Source organism: Dyadobacter fanqingshengii, from assembly GCF_023822005.2.
Classification (GTDB): Bacteria; Bacteroidota; Bacteroidia; order Cytophagales; family Spirosomataceae; genus Dyadobacter; species Dyadobacter fanqingshengii.
This window is the reverse complement of the sequence record NZ_CP098806.1, coordinates 902,973-923,048: the sequence shown is the minus strand read 5'-3', so window position 1 is coordinate 923,048 and position 20,076 is coordinate 902,973. Positions and strand designations below refer to the sequence as shown.

12 protein-coding genes are annotated in these 20,076 nt (G+C 47.4%); 10 read left to right on the top strand and 2 right to left on the bottom strand.

Annotation, left to right across the window (positions count from 1 at the left end; all coding sequences use genetic code 11):
- The first annotated feature begins 8 nt into the window (after positions 1-8).
- The 7 genes from NFI81_RS03705 to NFI81_RS03675 all read left to right on the top strand — a co-directional run bounded on the left by NFI81_RS03705 (position 9) and on the right by NFI81_RS03675 (position 12,725).
- Positions 9-1,931 (top strand): glycoside hydrolase domain-containing protein, encoded by a 1,923-nt coding sequence (locus NFI81_RS03705; protein ID WP_234614106.1) that lies wholly within the window; start codon positions 9-11, stop codon positions 1,929-1,931.
- Positions 1,932-1,991: 60 nt separating this feature from the next.
- Positions 1,992-4,025 (top strand): alpha/beta hydrolase, encoded by a 2,034-nt coding sequence (locus NFI81_RS03700; protein ID WP_234614108.1) that lies wholly within the window; start codon positions 1,992-1,994, stop codon positions 4,023-4,025.
- 5 nt (positions 4,026-4,030) lie between these two features.
- Entirely contained in the window at positions 4,031-4,309 is a 279-nt protein-coding gene (locus NFI81_RS03695; RefSeq protein WP_234614110.1) for an ACT domain-containing protein, read from the top strand.
- A gap of 132 nt (positions 4,310-4,441) precedes the next feature.
- Positions 4,442-5,200 carry a transcriptional repressor AgaR gene (gene agaR / locus NFI81_RS03690; RefSeq protein WP_234614112.1) on the top strand — a complete coding sequence of 253 codons (759 nt, stop codon included), beginning with the start codon at positions 4,442-4,444 and terminating at the stop codon, positions 5,198-5,200.
- A 154-nt stretch (positions 5,201-5,354) separates the two neighbouring features.
- The gene (locus NFI81_RS03685; protein ID WP_234614114.1) at positions 5,355-7,748 is read left to right on the top strand and encodes a glycoside hydrolase family 20 zincin-like fold domain-containing protein; all 2,394 of its coding nucleotides are present in this window, start codon (positions 5,355-5,357) and stop codon (positions 7,746-7,748) included.
- 255 nt (positions 7,749-8,003) lie between these two features.
- The gene (locus tag NFI81_RS03680) at positions 8,004-11,219 is read left to right on the top strand and encodes a SusC/RagA family TonB-linked outer membrane protein (RefSeq protein WP_234614116.1); all 3,216 of its coding nucleotides are present in this window, start codon (positions 8,004-8,006) and stop codon (positions 11,217-11,219) included.
- 30 nt (positions 11,220-11,249) lie between these two features.
- The gene (locus tag NFI81_RS03675; RefSeq protein WP_234614119.1) at positions 11,250-12,725 is read left to right on the top strand and encodes a RagB/SusD family nutrient uptake outer membrane protein; all 1,476 of its coding nucleotides are present in this window, start codon (positions 11,250-11,252) and stop codon (positions 12,723-12,725) included.
- A 186-nt stretch (positions 12,726-12,911) separates the two neighbouring features.
- Here NFI81_RS03675 and NFI81_RS03670 read toward each other — a convergent pair whose 3' ends face one another.
- The gene (locus NFI81_RS03670) at positions 12,912-13,517 is read right to left on the bottom strand and encodes a DinB family protein (RefSeq protein WP_234614120.1); all 606 of its coding nucleotides are present in this window, start codon (positions 13,515-13,517) and stop codon (positions 12,912-12,914) included.
- A gap of 479 nt (positions 13,518-13,996) precedes the next feature.
- Between NFI81_RS03670 and NFI81_RS03665 the strand changes: the two genes are divergently transcribed.
- The 3 genes from NFI81_RS03665 to NFI81_RS03655 are packed head-to-tail and all read left to right on the top strand — an operon-like array spanning position 13,997 to position 17,967.
- A complete protein-coding gene (locus tag NFI81_RS03665) occupies positions 13,997-14,428 on the top strand; it encodes a hypothetical protein (protein ID WP_234614122.1) in 432 nt (143 codons plus the stop codon).
- 12 nt (positions 14,429-14,440) lie between these two features.
- Positions 14,441-15,598 (top strand): hypothetical protein, encoded by a 1,158-nt coding sequence (locus NFI81_RS03660; protein WP_234614124.1) that lies wholly within the window; start codon positions 14,441-14,443, stop codon positions 15,596-15,598.
- Between the two features lie 20 nt (positions 15,599-15,618).
- A complete protein-coding gene (locus tag NFI81_RS03655) occupies positions 15,619-17,967 on the top strand; it encodes a lanthionine synthetase LanC family protein (RefSeq protein ID WP_234614125.1) in 2,349 nt (782 codons plus the stop codon).
- Positions 17,968-17,970: 3 nt separating this feature from the next.
- On the opposite strand, the gene NFI81_RS03650 is transcribed toward NFI81_RS03655, so the two are convergent.
- Positions 17,971-20,052 carry a glycoside hydrolase family 127 protein gene (locus NFI81_RS03650; protein ID WP_234614127.1) on the bottom strand — a complete coding sequence of 694 codons (2,082 nt, stop codon included), beginning with the start codon at positions 20,050-20,052 and terminating at the stop codon, positions 17,971-17,973.
- Positions 20,053-20,076: the final 24 nt, after the last annotated feature.

Below are 20,076 nucleotides of genomic sequence, written 5' to 3'. Positions count from 1 at the left end.
CCTTCACTATGATAAGATTTACAAAATTCATCCTCTGTCTGATTGCAATGACCGCGTGCAACATGGGGAATAAAACTTACGCCGCCGATCCATGGCGACTGCGGGCATTGCCTTCATCGGTCCGGCTGGATCCTGTCAGCAACGAAATCATCGAACACCGGTTCAAGGATGTCCCCTCCAATCACACAGGAGAAGGAAATCTGCTTGATAAAAACTGGATATATGACGGAAAGCAGGTTTCCCTGCACGGAGCACGCGGGGAATATGTCTCTTTTCAGCTCGTTTTGACCAATGAATCTGATTCGGAACTGACTGGTATTCAACTTGAAATGGCACCTTTCAAAAATGGAAGTGCTGAACTGGCCATCAAACCCGAGCTTTTTCTGGAATGGTCGGTGAAAGTGGAAAGCCCGAGCACAGGTTACCCGCAATCTACACTGGGGACAGGCTGGTATCCCGATGCATTGATCCCATTTAAATTCCTTCAGACTGACTCGGCCAAAATCCATGGTCGGTGGGTTTACCCATTCACATTGCCCGACTTCAACAACCGGATCAGCAACCAGCGTTCGCAGATTATCTGGGTGGATCAATTCATTCCGCTGGATGCGCAAAAGGCAAAGCCCGGAACATACCAAAGTGTCATTACAGCCACGATCGGCAATGTAAAAAAACAAATTCCGATCAGCCTGACGATCTGGGATTTTGAACTCCCGAATGAAAACCTTTTCAAAGCCAGCCTGCAACACGAAGGCTTCTTGAGCCGGATGGACGAAAAGCAGGAACTGGCCGTTTATCAGCTATTTAAGAGAAACCGCATTTCACTGATGGATCCGACTTACGATCCTGAAATGAAGGTTAAAAACGGTAAAGTGGAAATTCAATGGGGCAAATTCGATCAGCGACTAAAAAAATACCTGACCGGCCAAGCGTTCACCAAAGCCCATGGCTACACAGACGGCCCCGGCTATGGCGAACCGCTCGAAACATTTGCGCTTCCCTTCGACGTCTATGGCAAGCACGGCACTGCTGGCTGGCCGGACATTGGGAAACCAGAGGTGGAACGCAATGCGGCCAATCAGGCCATATATCTTAGCAGCATTCGACAAGTGCGCCAGCATTTGCTCCCAATGGTTAATCCCAAAAAAACGCTGCTTACGGTTTATCTGAATGGTTTGGATGAATCCTATTTTCCCGAGGCATGGTCACGGATGGTTTTTTACGGGAATTTGTTCAAAAAGGAATATCCTGAGGCGAAGTTTCGCGTTGATGGCGGTTATACCAAGGAAGCAATGGACGTGATCGGCAAATCGATCACAGACTGGGCGGCACATACGATCAACTACAACATTGACACAGTAAAACATTACCAGCAAATGGGCATCAAAGACTGGCTCTACGGCCCGATGCTCTACGAACAAAAGCTGAACAGCTGGGTAGGAAGCTCAACATTCATCGATTTGCCATTAATCAACGACCGCGCCATTAGCTGGGCTTGCTGGAAATACAAAACCTACTCCTGGATCAGTTGGGGCATTGGTGCCGGTTGGGAACGGGGCTGGTATGATCCCGAGTCCTGGAAAGATTTTTATAAGGAAGCCTCGGAGGCCGATGCCGAATTCACTTACCGGACATTCAATGGAAATGGCTCGGTCATTTACAAGCCCGGCATGGTGCCTAATGTATCCGAACCCTGCGCGTCCATCCGTTTGAAAATCATGCGTGACGGCGTGCAGGATTATGAGTACTTGCGCTTGCTGGCAACGCTTGATGGCAACTCCAAACGCGCTGACGCACTGGTCAATCAATTAATTAAAGAGCCTTTTGGGGACAAATCAATTGGTAACCTGGATGTTTGGAGTTATGATCAGGAACAATGGCACAAAGTCCGGATGGAACTGGGTGAGCTCATTTCCAAAGGCAAAAAATAAGACCGCCTTATCCATTCCACGCGGGCAGATATGCTGAGAAACGAGGACTAATCGTGCATTATGAATCAGATTTACAGATTTCTTGATTTTTATACAAAAAACAAACATTACCGTGCACAGGTGGGAATGCTTGTAATGCTATTCTTGACAATGTCGCCGAGCGTATATGCGCAGTCGTCACAACAAAAGGCGATTATTGAAGATCAGATTCATTACAGCGCTGTGTTCAAAGAAAACAGGCATTTCCGCCTGATCCTGCCGCCTGATTATTACGCGCATCCGGAGCGGCGGTATCCTGTTATTTATTATTTCCATGGCAATGCAGGCCGGTTTAATGGTCCCGCAGAGGGCGAGGTTTCCCGCTCGGGCGAGGCCCGGTATTATGATGAATTTAACGGTATTCACGAGCGTTGCGGGCCTGATTCGCTGGATAATTTTGCAAGCTATGTAGCAGGAAATGATGTTATCATTGCCAAATGGGACGGTTACGTGCCTGCCCAATATCCGCGGCCGTATGACATTGCACCTGTGAAGGAAGACCGGCAGTTTGTCGATTACTTCCCGGAATTTGTGCAGTATATCGATGCGCATTATCGCACAAAGGCATATCGGGAAGGCCGGGCAGTTTCCGGGTTGAGCATGGGCGGGTTTATGTCCATGCTGGTCGCTTCGAAATATCCGCATTTACTATCGAGCGCATCGTTTTTTTGCCCTTCCGCTTCTTTTACGGTCGGTCCGAAAGCTTTGCAGATTTACACGCCGTTCAAAGAAATGGGGCGCAATTTTGTGGGTTTGCCCATTCGCATGCATTTGGGCAGCAAGGATTTTTTGCGGCAGCACGATCAGGAGATTGACAACGCGTACAAAACCCTTGAACTGAACTACGAAAGCTGGCATTACGGGATTGGTTATTTCAAGGGCTTTCATAATGCAGTGAATATCAAAGGACAGTTTGATTTTCACATGCATTATTTCCGAATGCCGCTCGCGCGACCTGAGAAATGGCACCACATTGATCTATATCCACAGTTTTCTGTTTGGAATTACCATGTTACCACCGATCGAAATGTGCCCGGCTTTACCTTGCTGAATGATGTGCGGAAGGAAGGATTTGGTGTACAAACTAAAAAATGGCTGCCCGACGGGCCATCCGTGCCAAACCTTTCTGTGAAAATTGAGACGGACAGTGTTTACACGCCAAGCACTGTTTATGAATTGATCCGGCTGGATGTTCCTAACCGCAAAATCTCCCGCTCGAATGTGCGAAGCGACAAAAAAGGGCGAATCCAGTGGCAGGGAACCGGCGAAGATAATGACATTGGATTGTACCAAAACGGCGATCCGGGTCACATTACCGTAGCAAGTTACTCGCTCGACCGAAAAATGCCGGGTGTTGGAGACATTGTTTCATTAAGTCCGTTATTGTTCAACAAAGGCGGGGCGGACGTGGATTCCATACGCATCGAGCTGATCGCACAGGATGAAGAAGTAGAAGTAATGGACCCTGCCATCACCATTGGAGAAATTGCCCAGGGCGCATTGCACGAAAAAACCGCCTTTCGGATTCGCTCACGAAATGTGGGTCTGGACCGCGCCAAGCTGAAACTGATGGTGAGCTACAATGGCAAAAAAGATCCGTTTTTGCTGGAAGTGCCTTTTTACTCACCCGAAAAAACACTCGCGCAATTGGAAATTGCTGACAATCGCCCTGTAATGCTGGAAGTGGAAAAGAAAACATGGGTCGGGAAAGGGAATGGCAACGGGATCGCCAATCCCGGTGAGTGGATCAGCATTTTCACGAAGTCTGACCTGGATTCGCTGCATGATTTTGGACTGCAACTTTATACTGAGGATCCCTATGTGGACATGGACAACCGGCGCATGCTTTTCTTTGCCCGCGCCGACTGGTCCGGAGCTCAGCGGCTGACTTCGCAGGTGCAGATTAGGGCGGATTGTCCCGACGGGCACGAAATCGCTTTTTACGGGATTTACGAATATCCAAAAAACGGTAACACACGCCGAGACAACCACGGAGCGCATTCATTTATTCACGAAACAAAGCGCGTTTCTTTCATCGTGAAAGTTAAAAGATAGCTGAGATGGAAAATGAGTTAGCCGTTTCGAGCCGGATATCCGTTTATGCCAGCGACACACACAATGTTTTGAGCAGGCTCTTGCAGGTGTTTGGGAAAAGCCGGTTTGAGGTTACCTACATGCAGGTTTTTAATACACAAGACGCAGATTTGAAATTGATCATTGTGGAAGCATCTTTTCCAAAAGAAATGATGGCGCTGATCCTTGAACGCATTCAAAAGATCATTGAAGTGCATCGGGCTTTCGCGCATCAGGATGAAGCACAAGGTCCTGCTGCCGGCTGAAACGGTTAGTTCTGGTTTTTACAAAAGCATTTCCCCGGATGTTGCTACCTTTACAGCCCGGCGTAACTGCCGGAGGTTCGGACTCAAAAGACATTGAAGCAATAACAATAACAGAATCAAAGGTTTGATACCATGAAAAAGACCGCGCAGCGCCGTTCGCTGATATTACAAAAGCTCGATGAGTTGGGCGAAGTAAATGTGAATGATTTAAGTGAAATGCTGGAAGTAAGTGAAGTTACGATCCGCAATGACCTGGATAAGCTGGAAAACAGCAATCTGTTGGTAAGGGCGCACGGCGGCGCTTTTAAAACCAACAACATTGCCCTGACGGTTACAGAAAAAAGGAAAATTAACCACGATACCAAGAGACTGATCGGCAGAAAAGCCGTGTCGCTGATCAACGAAGACGATAGCATCATTCTGGATTCCGGCACCACGACTTTTGAAATCTCGAACAATCTCGAAAAATTCAAAAACCTGACCGTGATCAGCAATGCACTGGACATTGTCAATAACCTGGCGCAATACGAAAATTTGCAGGTCCATATGCCCGGCGGATATCTGAAAGAATTCTCGATGTCACTGGTAGGTCCCATGGCGGAGCGGAATTTCAAACAGCTCTACTGCAACAAACTCTTCCTGGGAATCGACGGCATGAAGGCAAACGCCGGCTTTTTCACCCACTACATGGAAGAAGCCCACCTCAACCAAATCATGATAGACATCGCCGAAGAGGTCATCGTGGTCACGGATTCATCAAAATTCAAGAAGTCCGGGCTGGCCTTTATTTGTGGTTTTGACAAAATTGATAAGGTGGTTACGGATGATAAGATTGAAGAAGCCGATTTGAAGATGCTGAAACAGCATAATGTGGAGGTGATCATTGCATAGGGGTAGGCTTTGAGAAATAATTTCTTTCGTTTCCTTATTTTTTTATTTTAATTGCACTTGACTTCGCTCTGTGCTGAGTCGCTGATGTGCCGTATTTTCCTTTCCCGACACATCGTTTGCAAACGCTGTTCCTAAACCCCTAAATTTTCCAACCTTGTACACAACTACATTTTTTCAGAAAACCAAGATAGTTATTCCTAATCTGCAAGCCGCTATTCGGGGATTAGGGCATTATAACCTGCATTTGGGTAGTGCTATATCAGCTTTCAGGACCCTCTTTGTGGCTTGCTGCTGCTTTCTGGCTGCATTGCATACCCATGCACAAACCAGCGCTTCACAGCCAGCAACAATCAAAACCAACAACGCCAGCTCAGCCCTGCTCCCACTTCCGCAGCAACTGGACTTAACTGAAAAACTGTTCCCAATTGGTAAAAACTGGAAAATTATAGCTGATCCGGCACTCGCCAAAGAACAGACAGTGAAGAGCTTACAAGAAGGATTAAAGGAAGCCGGCCTTCCACTTTCCCTTGCAGCCGGCAGCGCTGCCGGCCATTCTCCTGCTATCCGGCTGGTGGTTCAAAAAGGGTCAGTAAAGATTGGAGCGAGTGTCGATACGAACCAGATTGCGTTGGCGCGTCAGGCTTATCGGCTGAGCTTGAAGCCGGGGAGCATTACTATCACGGCCAATGCTTCACAAGGTTTATATTACGGTGTCCAAACTTTTTTGCAGCTATTAAGGTCCCAGGCACCTAAAATGCAGTTGCCGGAAGGTGAGATTACGGACTGGCCAAATGTGGAAGTCAGGATGATTTATTGGGACGATGCGCATCATGTGGAGAAACTGAGCGCATTAAAGAGAATAATCCGGCAAGCCTCTACTTACAAGATCAATGCTTTTTCAATCAAATTGGAAGGGCACTTTAACTACAAATCGGCTCCCGCAATTGTTGAGCCGCATGCATTGTCTCCTGCTGAATACCAGGAGATGGCGGATTTTGCGAAAGCGCATTATGTTGATCTGGTGCCTTTTCTTGATGCTCCTGCACACGTTTCCTTTATCCTCAAACATCCCGAATACCGCAAGCTGCGGCTGATTGACGACATTAATTACCAGTTTTCGGTGACCAATCCTGAGACGTTTAAACTGCTGGACGCAATGTTCAGCGAGCTGATTAATGCGAGCAAAGGCAGCAAGTTCATTATTCTTTCCAATGATGAAGCCTATTATACGGGCAAGGCGCCCTCGGAGAAAGCCATGGCGGATAGTCTGGGTGGGAATGGTAAATTACTGGCTTGGTTTATTAAGAAAATGGCCGATAGATTGCACGAGCAAGGGCGTACTGTTTTGTTTTGGGGCGAATTTCCTTTGCGGAAAGAGGATATTACTGCATTGCCTTCGCATTTGGTGAATGGTGTTTACAATAATGTTATCGCCGCCGATTATAAAAAGCACGGGATCAGGCAGTTTGTATATACAGCCACGCAGGGCGCAGAGCCTGTTTTCCCGAATTACTATCCGTTGCATACAAAGACCGGGGTAATGGCAGATGGAAGCGATCGCTCGTCGGGCCGGGTTGGGGATATGATGAAGGAAATTAATACTGCTTTCACCGAAAACCTTTCGTCCTTCATGGGCGTGGTAATTGCAGGATGGGCCGATGCCGGGCTGCATCCTGAAACATTCTGGCTGGGTTACGCTACGGCCACTGCTGCCGGATGGAATAGTAAAAACCTGACTCCTGCGGATGCCTCGGCGCGTTTTATGGAGGCGTTTTATGGGCCTTCGCAAAAGGATATGGATAGCGTTTACCATGTGCTCAGCGAACAGGCAGAGTTCCATACGGAGAGCTGGGACTGGATTCCATCCCCTTGGCGGCCCATGATCAAGGGAAACTCGGATAGCCTTTTCCTTCAACCTGAAAGAGACCAGACATTACCCCTGTTGCCTGTGCCGGAACCCGGGACACTTGTGATTGCCAACAAGTCTTATCCTGTTAATGCAGAACGCTTTTCAACCGCACAGGCGATGCTTCCGCGCAATGCGTACGCCCAACAGTTGCTCCGGGAAAACAAATCGCGAGCCGGATCCCAGCTTTATAACCTGGAAGTGCTGGAATCGGTTGCGGCGATCTGCGGACAGAACCTGCGCATGTTGGTTGCTTTAAACAAAGTTACAGATTTGCTGCAAAAAGCGTCGGCAGCTGGCAATCCCGCACAGGCGGTGAAGCAACTGGACGCTGCTATGGAAATGGTTGGCAAACTGAAAACCCAGCGCGATAGTACGCTAGAGTTGGTCACAAAGATTTGGTACAAAGAATGGCAACCGCTTGTTGAAGAAGCGAATGGACGCAAGTTTCTGCATCAGGTGGACGATATCAAGGACCACCAGCCGGTGCGGACCATTGACCTGAGCTATTTGATTTACCGCGAATTACATTATCCGCTGGACCAATGGTGGAACGATGTGAAGAAAGTCAGAAACGATTATGCGGATAAACATCAGTTGCCTCTGATGAATAAACAATTGAATTGGCAGCAGTATAAGTAGCGCTTTCGGTCATTTAGCCGCCAACATTGTTGGGCAAATACAATAGAGAATGCTTCCTAACTCCGGGTTTGGAAGCATTTTCTTTATCTGCTGCTTAACATCAATAAAATTCCTTAAAAACCTACGTTACCTTTCTTTTTTAACTGACAACATTATTTTTTTCTTACGAAAAGATTTTAAATTTAATAAATACATTATATTTGTTTCGATACCTTTCGATTCAACCATTTATAGACCCCTTATCTTCCATAACTTATGGGAAAACTAATTTTTACCGGAGGTTACAAGCGTTTCCGCAGCAAATGCGGACTGCCCCCAGGAATGCTCTTTAAAGTGTTATTTCTGTTTTTCTTATGCGCGACCGCACAGGCTCAGACGTCTGGTCGGGCGAACCAAGTCACTGTGAATGGTCAGGTTACTGAAAAAGCGACTGGTCAGCCACTGGTCGGTGTTTCCATCCGCGTGAAGGGCGGCACGGACGGTGTCGTTTCCGATGCGAATGGCGCATATAAAATTCAGGTGCCTGGAAATAGCACGCTGCTGTTTACGTATATTGGTTACAGTGATGTTGAGGAGCCAGTCGGAAACCGTTCAACCATTTCCCCACAACTTGATACGGGCGACAGATCACTGAACGAAGTTGTTGTGGTCGGTTATGGAAGCCAGTCGAAGCGTGAACTGACCGGCTCGATTGCATCTGTGAGTTCGAAGCAGTTACAGGACCGGGCGGTGGTTTCTTTTGGTGAAGCGCTGGCTGGCCAGATGGCGGGCGTTCAGGTGCAGCAGACTTCTGCGGCGCCGGGCGGTGGTATTTCGCTAAAAATCAGGGGAACCGGATCCATTACAGCGGGTAATCAGCCTTTGTATGTGGTGGACGGTGTGCCACTTGACAACTCTATAAGTAATGCGTCGGCCCAGGGTGGTGACATTGGTGATCAATCGCCTGTAAACCCGCTGGCCAGCATTAACCCCGGTGACATTCAGTCAATTGATGTATTGAAAGATGCTTCTGCTACATCTATTTACGGTTCGCGGGGCTCCAATGGCGTGGTTTTGATCACGACAAAGACAGGAGCAGCGGGTAAATCGCAGATTAGCCTTAATGCCAGCTATGGTTTCCAGGAAATTGGCAAAAAGGTGGGCATCATGAGCAACCAGCAATATGCGCAACGGTCAATCGACCAGCGAAATACAGACTGGGTGCGTGCAGGTGGCAAGGCGACGGACCCCAACTCGGCAAGAAGCGGACCTCAATATAAAATACCCGACGAATTCAAAAACGCGGCTTCCCTCCCATTCACCGACTGGCAAGACCTGCTGTATCGCCGCGCACCGATGCAAAACTATCAGCTGGCGGCTTCGGGCGGAACGGAAAATGCGCGTTACTATCTGTCTGGTAACTACCAGAACCAGGAAGGCATTGTGATCAACTCCGGCTTCAAGAAATATGCATTTCGTTTGAATGTGGATGCGAAAGTGTCTGATAAAGTCAAAGTTGGGTTCCGTGTTGCGCCATCTTATACAAACAACCGGATCGCAACCACCGGCGGGATCCAGGATTACGGCGCGGTAGCCACCACGGTGATGTCGGTTCCCGGCTTATATCCCGCCCGAAATGCAGATGGCACCTATTCAACATCCTACACGCTGCATTATGACGACGGAACATCGCAAAACATCATTTACAACAACGCGCTGGCTTTTGGTGAGGGCATCAAAAATACGATGAACCAATTCAGCACGGTGGGCAGCTTATTTACTACTGTTGATATTTTGAAAAACCTTCAATTCAAAACCAGTATCAATGCGGATGTGAATACGTTCAGCAACAACAAATTTTCTCCTTCCTTTATCAGTGTAAATCCTTCTTTTGGTCGCTCTTATGCGGCTACAAACATCAGCTGGATCAATGAAAATACGTTGACTTACGACAATAGTTTTGCCGAGCGTCACCACGTGAATGTACTCGTGGGTTTGACAGAACAAAAGTCGAGCTTTAACTCGACCGCCGTCAATGCTAATTCATTCCCAAACGACCTGGTGCCGACGTTGAATGCGGGAATCGTGACGGGCGGAAGCTCAATACGCTCACAGTGGACATTGCTTTCATTGTTAAGCCGGGCAACTTACAACCTGGATGAAAAGTATTTTCTGACGGCCACCTTCCGCCGCGATGGTTCGTCTCGTTTCGGTTCGGACAATAAATGGGGAAATTTCCCATCGGCTTCGGTAGGATGGAGAATCGGCCAGGAAAAGTTCATGGCTAATGTGCCTGCAGTGAGTGAATTGAAGCTGCGCGCAAGTTATGGTTTAATCGGAAACAACCAGATTCCTGACTACGCTTCTGTAGGTTTGATCTACGGCAGTAATTATATTTTAGGTTCGGGCGACGGCTCCATCGCCAGCGGTTTGGCGCAGGGTTCATTAGGCAATGCAAATCTGGGATGGGAAAAAGCCAAGGAAGTTGATTTTGGTCTTGATCTGGGACTCTTCCAAAACAGAATTCTCCTGAATGTTGATTACTACAACAAGCTGACTTCTGATTTGCTTCTCAATGTTCCTGTACCGCTTTCAACCGGTTATGAAACTGCCTTGCGCAATTTGGGAAGTCTTCGCAATAAAGGACTTGAAATCGCATTGGAAACCAGAAATTTCAAGACGGATAAGTTTACCTGGAACACCAATGCCAACATTTCTTTCAACAGAAACAAAGTGGAATCGCTTGGTGCTGGCGGCACGCCGATCATTGTTGCGAACCGGGCCCAGGAAAATTCCCTTACACACATTACACAGATCGGCAGCCCGCTGGGTAGCTATTATGGCTATATTTTTGACGGTGTTTATAACACACAGGCCGAAGTGGACGGTTCTGCACATTTACCCAACACCTTCGCCGGCGACGCCATATTCAGGGATCTGAACAACGACGGTGTTATCAACGATTCTGACAAAACCATTATCGGGAATAACCTGCCAAAGTTCACCTATGGTATGACGAACAGCTTCACGTTCGGAAACCTCGACTTCGGATTTTCGCTGCAAGGTGTTCAGGATGTAGAGGTGATGAATTTGACAAAACGCAGCGCTTACCGCAACAACGGAACGATTTCCGTCGATTACTGGCGGTCGCCGGAAGAGCCGGGTGATGGCAGAACGTTCGGTGCGGGCAGCTCGGCCAACAACCGTACGATTTCATCTTACCTGGTAGACGATGCTTCTTTCCTGCGCATCAGGAACGTGACGATCGGCTACCGGCTGGGCAAGGTGCTCAACGGGTCGATCCTGAAAAATGCACGGGTGTACATGAACATTCAGAACCTGCACACCTTTACCAAATACTCGGGTTACAATCCGGAAGTGAACACAACCGAAGGTGATCCATGGATTTCTTCCGCACTTACACCCGGCATCGATTACGGAACTTACCCGATGGCAAGAACGATTGTATTTGGCCTTAACCTTGGTTTCTAACCCAGATCAACCTCATAACATTGATTTATTATGATCTCAAAAAATATAAAAATAGCTGTTGCCCTGGTTATCCTGGCATTTTCGGGAACATCCTGTGAGGACTTCCTGGAATCAAAACCCATTTCCCAGATCGGCGAAACCGACTTTTTTAAAACAGAATCGGACTTTAACCAGGCATTGGTGGGTGCCTACTCCGCTTTCGCGCAGGTGTATTCCGGCAATGGCTACTATCCTTTGCTGGTCGACCTTCGATCGGATAACACCACCGAGCTTACCGCAGGCGGGGATGGAAATGACGCAAAAAGGAACATTGACGAATTTCGGGAAACGACCGACAATGAGCACCTCACCGCATTTTGGCAAACCAGTTACAACCTGATCGCAAGATGCAATAGTATCCTTTCCAAAATCGACGGTTCAACTGTTTCGGATAATCTTAAAAAACAATTCACAGGCGAGGCACTTACGTTGCGCGCATTAGGCTATTTCAACCTCGTGCGGTTATACGGCGCCGTTCCGCTCGTGACCGAGCCGGTGACAGATATTGATGCAAGTTATAAAGTAGGCCGCTCCGCAGTTCAGGAAGTATATGCACAAATCGAAGCCGACCTTGTAAAAGCAGAAGGATTGGTGCCTGCTTCTTATGATGACGCTTCTGTGGGCCGGGCAACATTGGGTGTTGCTCAAAGTTTACTTGGGCAAGTTTACCTGACACAAAAAAAGTACGCCGAAGCCGCTGCCGAATTTAAAAAAGTAGTTACATCCGGCACTTACAGCCTGCTGCCAGTGTATGCAGATCTCTATAAAGCTGGTCAGCAAGGAAATCGGGAGGCGATCTGGCAGGCACAGTATAAAGGTGCAGCCAACGGACTTGGTTCAAACTTACCGAATCACTTCGCGCCAACAGGCTCGGAAGGCATTACCATTCCATCCGGCGGGGCTTACGGCTTTAACCAGCCCACCGAAGATATCGCCGCCGCCTACACCACGGGCGACGTGCGTCGGAACAACATTGCCGATGGCTATCAAAATGGTACTGCATTTGTCGCGGCTAAATACATTCGTGGTTATGTGGAGCGCGAAACAGGCGGCGGTTATGCCGATTCGGGAGCCGATTGGTATGTAATCCGCTATGCCGATATTCTTTTAATGTATGCAGAAGCTTTAAACGAAGTAAACAAAGGGCCTAATGCCGATGCTTACGCAGCAATCAACCAGGTAAGGACGCGCGCAAAGCTGGCTAATCTGAGCGGCCTGACTTATGAAACATTCAAAGCAGCAGTTTACAATGAAGAACGTCTGGAGTCGCCATTCGAAGGGCACCGCTGGTTCGATCTGCTGCGCACGGATCGCGCCCTCACGGTTATGAATGCAAAAGTTGCAAGCGGTGGCAAAAGTACAGTAGGCATTTCAACGCCGATCAAATCTTACCAATTATTGTATCCGATTCCGGCTTTGGCGGTAATTACCAGCAGCCCCGCAATTGTGCAAAATGAAGGGTATTGATTGTTGAAATGAAGGGTATTAGCTAATAAATATTTTTCGCTCTGAACTCCGGTTGTAGCGCTTGGCGGCTTTGGGCTGCCAGGCGCTGCAACCGGAGTTTTTTGTGAGTTGGGATGTGATTACGAGAAACCAGCAGCTCCCACATGCTAACGAGCATAATATGGAAGCGTGCTAATTTAAAATCACCTATTTCGGGAAGTTTGGGTCAGCTTTTACTTTCCTGATCTGTCTCAAATGTCTGTCGACATGCCCCCATTGATAAATGTAAACCTGGTGCATATTTCTTGGATTCGGCGTTGCGGTCAATTCAAAGTGAGCCCTCATATCTGCCTCCGTTTTTGTTAGAAATGCGGTGTTCTGCTCGCGGCGGCTCAGGAAAAATGTCAGGTTGTCCTTGCCTTTGATAAAACCTGTTGGAACGGAGATATCTGCTGCCACGTGGGGGTTTGTTTCCATAATGAACTCCGAATAGTAGCTGTCCGGCCGGGACGATTGGTTTAATTCCGGTTGTGGCTTGCTGCGCGTTCCCATACTAATTTCCCGGGCCCAGATAATCTCCCATAACGCGAGGTGTTCCACAATTTCGCCGATGGACCACCGATCCGGTTTTTCACGAAATGCCCATTGGGCCGGTGTGAGGTTCTCCGTTTCTTTTACCAACTCATCCCGCGTCCGATTGAATTGCTCGATTGTAGACTGCCGGTCTTTCTCTGTCCACAGTTTTTCCTGAGCGAAAGACGGACACGCGAGACACATGAAAAACAAGAGGCCCAAATAGTTTAAACGCTTCATTTTCTGTCAGTTTATAGGTTTGCCCAAAACTAATGGAAAATCAAAATTTGGTAAGAGCGGATCGCGTAAACGGTAGATTTCTTTAGCAAACGGAGACTACGTGTTGATCGAGCGGTTTGGCTATTCCCCACCTGCCAATTTCTCCCCTGGGTTCAAACTACCCGGATCACGAAACGTGAATTTACCTGCTTACGTCAGACTACCTGATTTTCAAATAGGGTAATCTGACGCTCAAAAACGGCTCCGTACTAATATAATTTTGTTGAGTTAAAAAATAACAAATCAAATAATGGGCGCTGGTCGGCATAGGCTGGATGATGCTTCCTGCTGCCTTTTTGGTTACAAAACCAGTTCAAGTTTTCAATGAAAGGAGGTGCGATATGGGATAGCCAGAAGGATTTGAGATACCAATTTTCCTGAATTTTCTTAAACAAAAAGTCGGGAGCATGACCATTTAGCCATATATAAAAACAAATAACATGAAAACTTTCAAATTCAAAGATCTTGCCGTCACAGTAAATTTTGATCCAAATAAGATCATCCTATGCCGGATCACAAATCCATCCGTTGCTTGTCCGAATCCGACCGTGTTCAACTGTCCGGGCCATACTTTTTGCCACTGGCCTACGATCTGTCCCGCATTTACCTGCGGCGGTTGCAGTGTCATTGCCTGCAGTCATTTGCCGTCACTCGTGCCGACGGACTTCACAATCTGGAAAACCGGAACGCCCTACCAGCAGGTGGTTGATGAATTAGAGGAAGTAGAACTCAACGAATTCAGAAATAACCTGGCTGAACTTCAAAAGTATGTCGAGGTGAAGATTCAGGAAGCGCCGAATCAGCTGGATATGCTCGAAAAGAAATTGCAGGAAGCCATTGAGGAGATCCGTTTGCAACGGGGAAACAGGTAAAATGATAATCAAATGATCAAAGTCAAATTTCTTTTGCATTCAACTTTCCGGTCAAATCCGGCATTTGAATTGATTGAGCAGGGGAATTTAAATCAGCAAGAGCTTCATGCTCTTGCTGATTTAAGCCAGGACCCTGAATTCTTTGGCGTATTCCGGCGAAAGCATACGGAAGCAGCTGGCAGTGCCAAGCTGGCTTATAAAGAAGTAGCGCTCCTGTTCTACTTTTTGCGAAATGCAGGTGGGTTGCCGCAATATTTTAAGTCCGGATATGACGATGAAGTCAACCTGACGATGGCCAAACTGATTTTGGAAGGGATTTTTGAAATCAGGGTTGAACAGCGTTTTTATTCCGGGTCGGCCGCGCAGCATTTCATTTACGAGTTTCAGGAGCAAGGCCGCAATCGCCAGCACCCGTTGCTTGAATTGTCGTCCGGGGCTATCCGGTACGCAGTTCAATTGAATGAGGTGGATACAACTTCACTGGCCAGCAAACTTTACGCATACAACACTGTCCCGTTATTGTTTATGCCAGCCAATGCGCTAAAAACGTTTGAAGAAGTTGAAGCATTTCTGAGAATAGGCAAAAATGAGCCACTAACCCAGGAATTGCTAAAAAATTGGAACAAGCATGAGCCGGATCGTAAATACAGCTGGATCTCTTGGAGCCGAAAGCAGAACAGGCGCCATGATGTCAGGCTAGAGCCTACTTACAAGATTTACATCAGCCCGGTTTTAGAAGAACTGCCCGCTGTATTTGAAAAAGCCGTCCGTGTGCTTACCGGATCGGACGCTTTCAGTTTCAAAATTGGCATGAACCGCGAAGGTCTGCTCCGCCCCGACAAATTTGTCGCCTACTTCACTGAATTCGATCATTTGATAACCGCCGCTGACCGGCTCGGCCCCGTTCTCAAAGCGCACAAAGCGCAGGGCGTTCCATTCACCGCTTCGCTGGATGACGCGGGCATGCTATCGTGGGGAATGGACAGCGCCAGCGACGAAATTTTAAAAAACAGGGAAGGCGGAAGCTGGCGTGCCGCAGTAACCGAAAAATTGGCTGCATCCATCTCCTTGTCCAAAACAGAAAAGTTGAACCAGGAGGAAAGTGTTGATTTTGTATTGAAAAAAATGATGCTGGAAGGAGTTGATACAACGACCTGGACAGCTGTTTAGAAAAAGAAAACCTTAAAATTATGGCTTCCAATCAACTATACATATTGCCGGAAGATGTGCAGGTGCTGCCGGTAGAAGCATTGCCGGAACAGGCGCTTGCCAAATTCGAATACGAAGCGGACGACTTTATCATCACCTATACACACGCAAGAAATACAAGCAAGATCATTGATGCCTCGTCTGCGTCGCTTTTACAGGAATTTCGTAAGCCAAAATCGCTGCCGGAAGGCGTCCTTACGTACGCGCTGCTTAACAATCTGGATGCACAAAAGATCCTGGAAGGCTCCTATACGTTTCTGACGAGACTAAGGAGTGAAGGTTTTTTAGTTTCCTACGATGATACATTCGGAAAAGAAAGGCAATTTTTTAAAGCCGGTGACCGGTTTAAGGACTATGAAATCGTGTCAAAACTGGAAGGAGTTGCTGATACGGAAATTTACAAAATCAAAAAAAATGGCCAGTTATATGCACTCAAATTGCTGAAAACTAGCAAGAAAACACCACAGTTACTGGCAAATTTTCACAACGAAATTGACATACTGAAAGCACTCGATGACGTCATCAATCCATCGCTGACAGAACACGGCGAATACGAAACAGATCATTATCTGATCATGGAATGGGTCGATGGGGAAACATGTTTGCAGGCAGCTGAGCAATATCAAAATCTGCACGACCAATCCAATGTGCTCGCTTTGCTCGATATTTCCAGCCGCATTCTCAACGCTTACAGGCATTTGCATAGTCAGGGAATTATACATTCGGATGTCCATCCGGCTAATATCATCGTGTCCGGATCAGGCGAATTGAAAATCATCGATTTCGGGCTTTCCAGAATGGTTTCAAAAGATCAGAATCCCGTGCGTGGCGGTTTGGGTTTTTTCTTCGAACCTGAATATGCGCAGTCAGTTCTGGACTCCAGGCCCGCACCGCCTTCGACGTTTGCGGGTGAACAATATGCCTTGGGCGCACTGCTTTACCAGATTTTTACCGGTAAGCAGTATCTCAACTTTTCTTATGACAAGAAAACACTGTTCACGCAAATTGTCAATGAAGCACCCGTTCCGTTTGAAAATTTGGACATCATTATTAACCCTGATATCGAAAAAACGATCTTTAAGGCACTTGCCAAACAAAAAGAAGATCGCTTTGAAAACATTGAAGATTTCTATTCAGCCATGATGAAAGTGCAGGAAAGTTTCCCGGATCGATCTGCCGAAGACAAGAAAATGTCGGTGCAGATCTTCCGGGATTCCATTCTGAAAGACTATGGCTTTGCAGGACATTTTTTGAAAACCGGACTTCAAATGGCTCCGAAAAGCTCGGTCAATTTCGGGGCGGCGGGCATTGCCTATATGTTTTTGCGAGGGGCATTGGTGAATTCAAATCCCGTAACACTCGCCCTCGCGGATGTATGGAGTGACCGGGCAGCGAGTTATATTCACGATCCTGAAAGCGGATTTTATTCAAAAGATATGGATCTCACTCCGTCCATTATCGGGCTTTCCTCGATTTACCACACCCCGAGCGGTGTAGATCTGGTTCAGGCACTGGTAAGTCAGGCGTCGGGGGATTATGGGAGCTACTACAATGGGGTCCGCAATTTTTTAATGCATGCTTCGCAGCCCTGTGAGAATCTGGATCTAACGCTGGGCAAGTCTGCCGCGCTGATTGGCTGCTCACTTATTTTGGAAAATATGCCTTCGTACGACAAATTCATTAAAAATGATCTGCTTGTGTTTGGCAAAGGCATGATGGAGGAAATCTGGTCGATTGTGGATTCCTATGCGGCCATTGGCGAGAAAAATCCAATCAATTACAGAGGAATTGCTCATGGCTGGGCGGGAATTTTATATGCTACTTTAAAATGGTGCAGAATTTCCGGGCAAGATTTACCATTCAATTTCTTTACAAGAGTGGAGCAACTGGTCCATCTCGGCATTGAAGAAAATGGAAATGTACGTTGGGAAATCTCCAATAACGAACCGGTTTCATGGACGGGCTGGTGCCACGGATCGGCGGGATATACGTTTTTATGGACGTCCTTGTTTCAGTTTACCTCCGATGCATATTATCTTGAATTGGCAAAAAAAACCGCAGGCCACTTTTTAGATGCGGCCCCTGCGGGCATGAATGGTAGCTTGTGCTGCGGCAGATCAGGCGAGTGTTATGCGCTGTTGAGTGTTTACAATGCCACGAAAGACAGTCTTTATCTTAATGAAGCGAAACGGATAGCCAAACAAATGCTGCCGCACATCTATTCCGGGCAAATGAGAAACCATAGTCTTTACAAAGGAAACATCGGTGCAGCGGTTCTGTTCGAGGAACTTGACCGTCCGGAGTTTGCAAGGATGCCGTTATTTGAGTAAAATCTATTCCCGGGGAATCCAAACCTTATAACCAGCCCCTTCCCTATTGCCTGATGCATAGTATGGCACGGCCTGAAAGCTGATCGTTTTTCCATCTTTCGCGACTGCATTACCAGTTACAATGTTCACGCCGTTGAGAAGATTTTTCCGGAATTCGAGCTTCATCGGTGCAGCAACGATGCCGATCGAATCCAGACCGGGGTTATCAACCGCTTCAAGACAATAAATGATCGGTCCGGATGCAAGTGCAATCATATCTTTTAAGTCTTTAACATGGTCATTAGCCACGATCATCCGCGGTTTCATCGGCAATTCAAGCGTGACCTGATCTGCCTTTTTCCATTTCCTGTCAATCACTGCATAACCGTCTTCAAGCTTTGCCTTAACCGGTTTCCCGTTGACACGTATGGTAAATGGTGCTGTCAAATCTGACCGGTACAGATCCATTAGATTTTCTTTCCCTCTCGCCCAACCCGGGATACGCAGCATCAGGCTGAAATTGGTTTCGCTATCCGGATTTACTACGAATGCAATCTTACCCTTCCACGGATATTCCGTTTTTTGTTCAAGATTGATTTGCTTGTTATCTGCGAGTTGTATCGTCGCAGTGCTCCCGATAAACAGGTTGACGTATACGCGATCTTTTGCCGAAGAGTATATAAAATCTGGCAGCGCAGAAACCATTTTCAGGAACATGGGCGGGCAGCACGGACATGAGTGCCACTCCCAACGCGAATGTTTATGTGCATTCAGGGGATTTTGGTAAGTATATTGTTTACCCGAAATCGAAACGCCTGTCAGCACATTGTTGTAAAGTACACGCTCGAATTCATCCATATATTTCCCATTTCCGGTCAGTTCGTTCATTCGCTGGCTGAAAAAACCGGCTCCGACAGCTGCACAGGTTTCCAGGTAAGCGTCTGTTGGCAGAAAATAGTCCGCACCAAACTTTTCATCATCGTGAATCGCGCCTACGCCGCCGGTAACGAACATCCGTTGCCCCGTCATATTATCCCAGAGCCTGTCAGCGGTGAGCATATAAGGCGCTTCATGGGTTTCCAATGCCGCCGCGGTGATCCCGGTGGCAAGCAAAGTGGCCCTTACCGCGTGGCCTTCGATCGTTTTTTGTTTGAACACAGAGATTGAATCCTGCGCATAATCTCCCCAGGTAGGCCGCGTGCCAGCTCCTGCATTGCCTTCTTTATACTTTTCCTGCTTGATCCACGCTTCCGATCGGTCATTTCCCCAACTCAACCATAACGGATAACCCGCGTGCTGGCCACGGTTTTCGATCCAGAACCTGGCCAGGTCAAAATAGGCTTGTTCATTAACCAGAACATTCAATTTCTGTTTCAAACCAGGCTCTGCTTTATAAAGCCAGTAAAGCTTGATCAGCGCTTCTTCCGGTCCTGCATGAGCCGGGACAATGTTTCGTTTTGGCGGACTGCCCATCAGCCCCGACATATAATTGGCATATCTGGTCGCCACACCCAGCAACTTCGTTTTTCCCGTTGCCCTATAATAATGAACGCCCGCCTCTACCAGCATTCCCGCGTTGTACACATCGTGCTGGTAACGCAGGAATCCACCATTGTCACCCCAGCGGTGGTTGGGTTCCATGAGGTCTGTGTAGGTATTTAGATATCCGTTTTGATCTGCCTGCTGGGCGGCATCAATGCGGTCGATAATGCCGTCCAGTCTGATTTGCAATGCAGCATCAGGATAGCGACCCACCAGATCGCCGATTCCTCTGATGGATTCGTAAATAAGACCGTCAAACCAAGGCAGGCCAACGTGCTGGCCTTTTTTGCCGGATGCCACCTTATCAAAATTTTCCAGAACATTGTTTTTGCGTTGTTCCTCAGTAGATTTCAGGTGTTTTCCTTCAAATTTATCCAGCACATCCATTGCCGTAGTTGTGCTCCATAATGCGAACTTCGGGTTCCAGAACGGGTCATTGATGACAGTGGTTTTCACCTGATTAAGCTGTGTCAAATGCTTTTGTGCAGTATTTTGGTATTGCGCAAAACCAACGTTGAATAACGAGCCAATGGCCAGGCTCAATAAGATCAGATTCTCTTTCATATCCAGTTTTAAGTTTTCAAATGT

Bases quoted from the DNA above. Each gene is read 5' to 3' on its own strand.
- NFI81_RS03705 (WP_234614106.1), top strand. From the start codon at position 9: ATGATAAGATTTACAAAATTCATCCTCTGTCTGATTGCAATGACCGCG.
- NFI81_RS03700 (WP_234614108.1), top strand. From the start codon at position 1,992: ATGAATCAGATTTACAGATTTCTTGATTTTTATACAAAAAACAAACAT.
- NFI81_RS03695 (WP_234614110.1), top strand. From the start codon at position 4,031: ATGGAAAATGAGTTAGCCGTTTCGAGCCGGATATCCGTTTATGCCAGC.
- agaR (WP_234614112.1), top strand. From the start codon at position 4,442: ATGAAAAAGACCGCGCAGCGCCGTTCGCTGATATTACAAAAGCTCGAT.
- NFI81_RS03680 (WP_234614116.1), top strand. From the start codon at position 8,004: ATGGGAAAACTAATTTTTACCGGAGGTTACAAGCGTTTCCGCAGCAAA.
- NFI81_RS03675 (WP_234614119.1), top strand. From the start codon at position 11,250: ATGATCTCAAAAAATATAAAAATAGCTGTTGCCCTGGTTATCCTGGCA.
- NFI81_RS03670 (WP_234614120.1), bottom strand. From the start codon at position 13,517: ATGAAGCGTTTAAACTATTTGGGCCTCTTGTTTTTCATGTGTCTCGCG.
- NFI81_RS03665 (WP_234614122.1), top strand. From the start codon at position 13,997: ATGAAAACTTTCAAATTCAAAGATCTTGCCGTCACAGTAAATTTTGAT.
- NFI81_RS03660 (WP_234614124.1), top strand. From the start codon at position 14,441: ATGATCAAAGTCAAATTTCTTTTGCATTCAACTTTCCGGTCAAATCCG.
- NFI81_RS03655 (WP_234614125.1), top strand. From the start codon at position 15,619: ATGGCTTCCAATCAACTATACATATTGCCGGAAGATGTGCAGGTGCTG.
- NFI81_RS03650 (WP_234614127.1), bottom strand. From the start codon at position 20,052: ATGAAAGAGAATCTGATCTTATTGAGCCTGGCCATTGGCTCGTTATTC.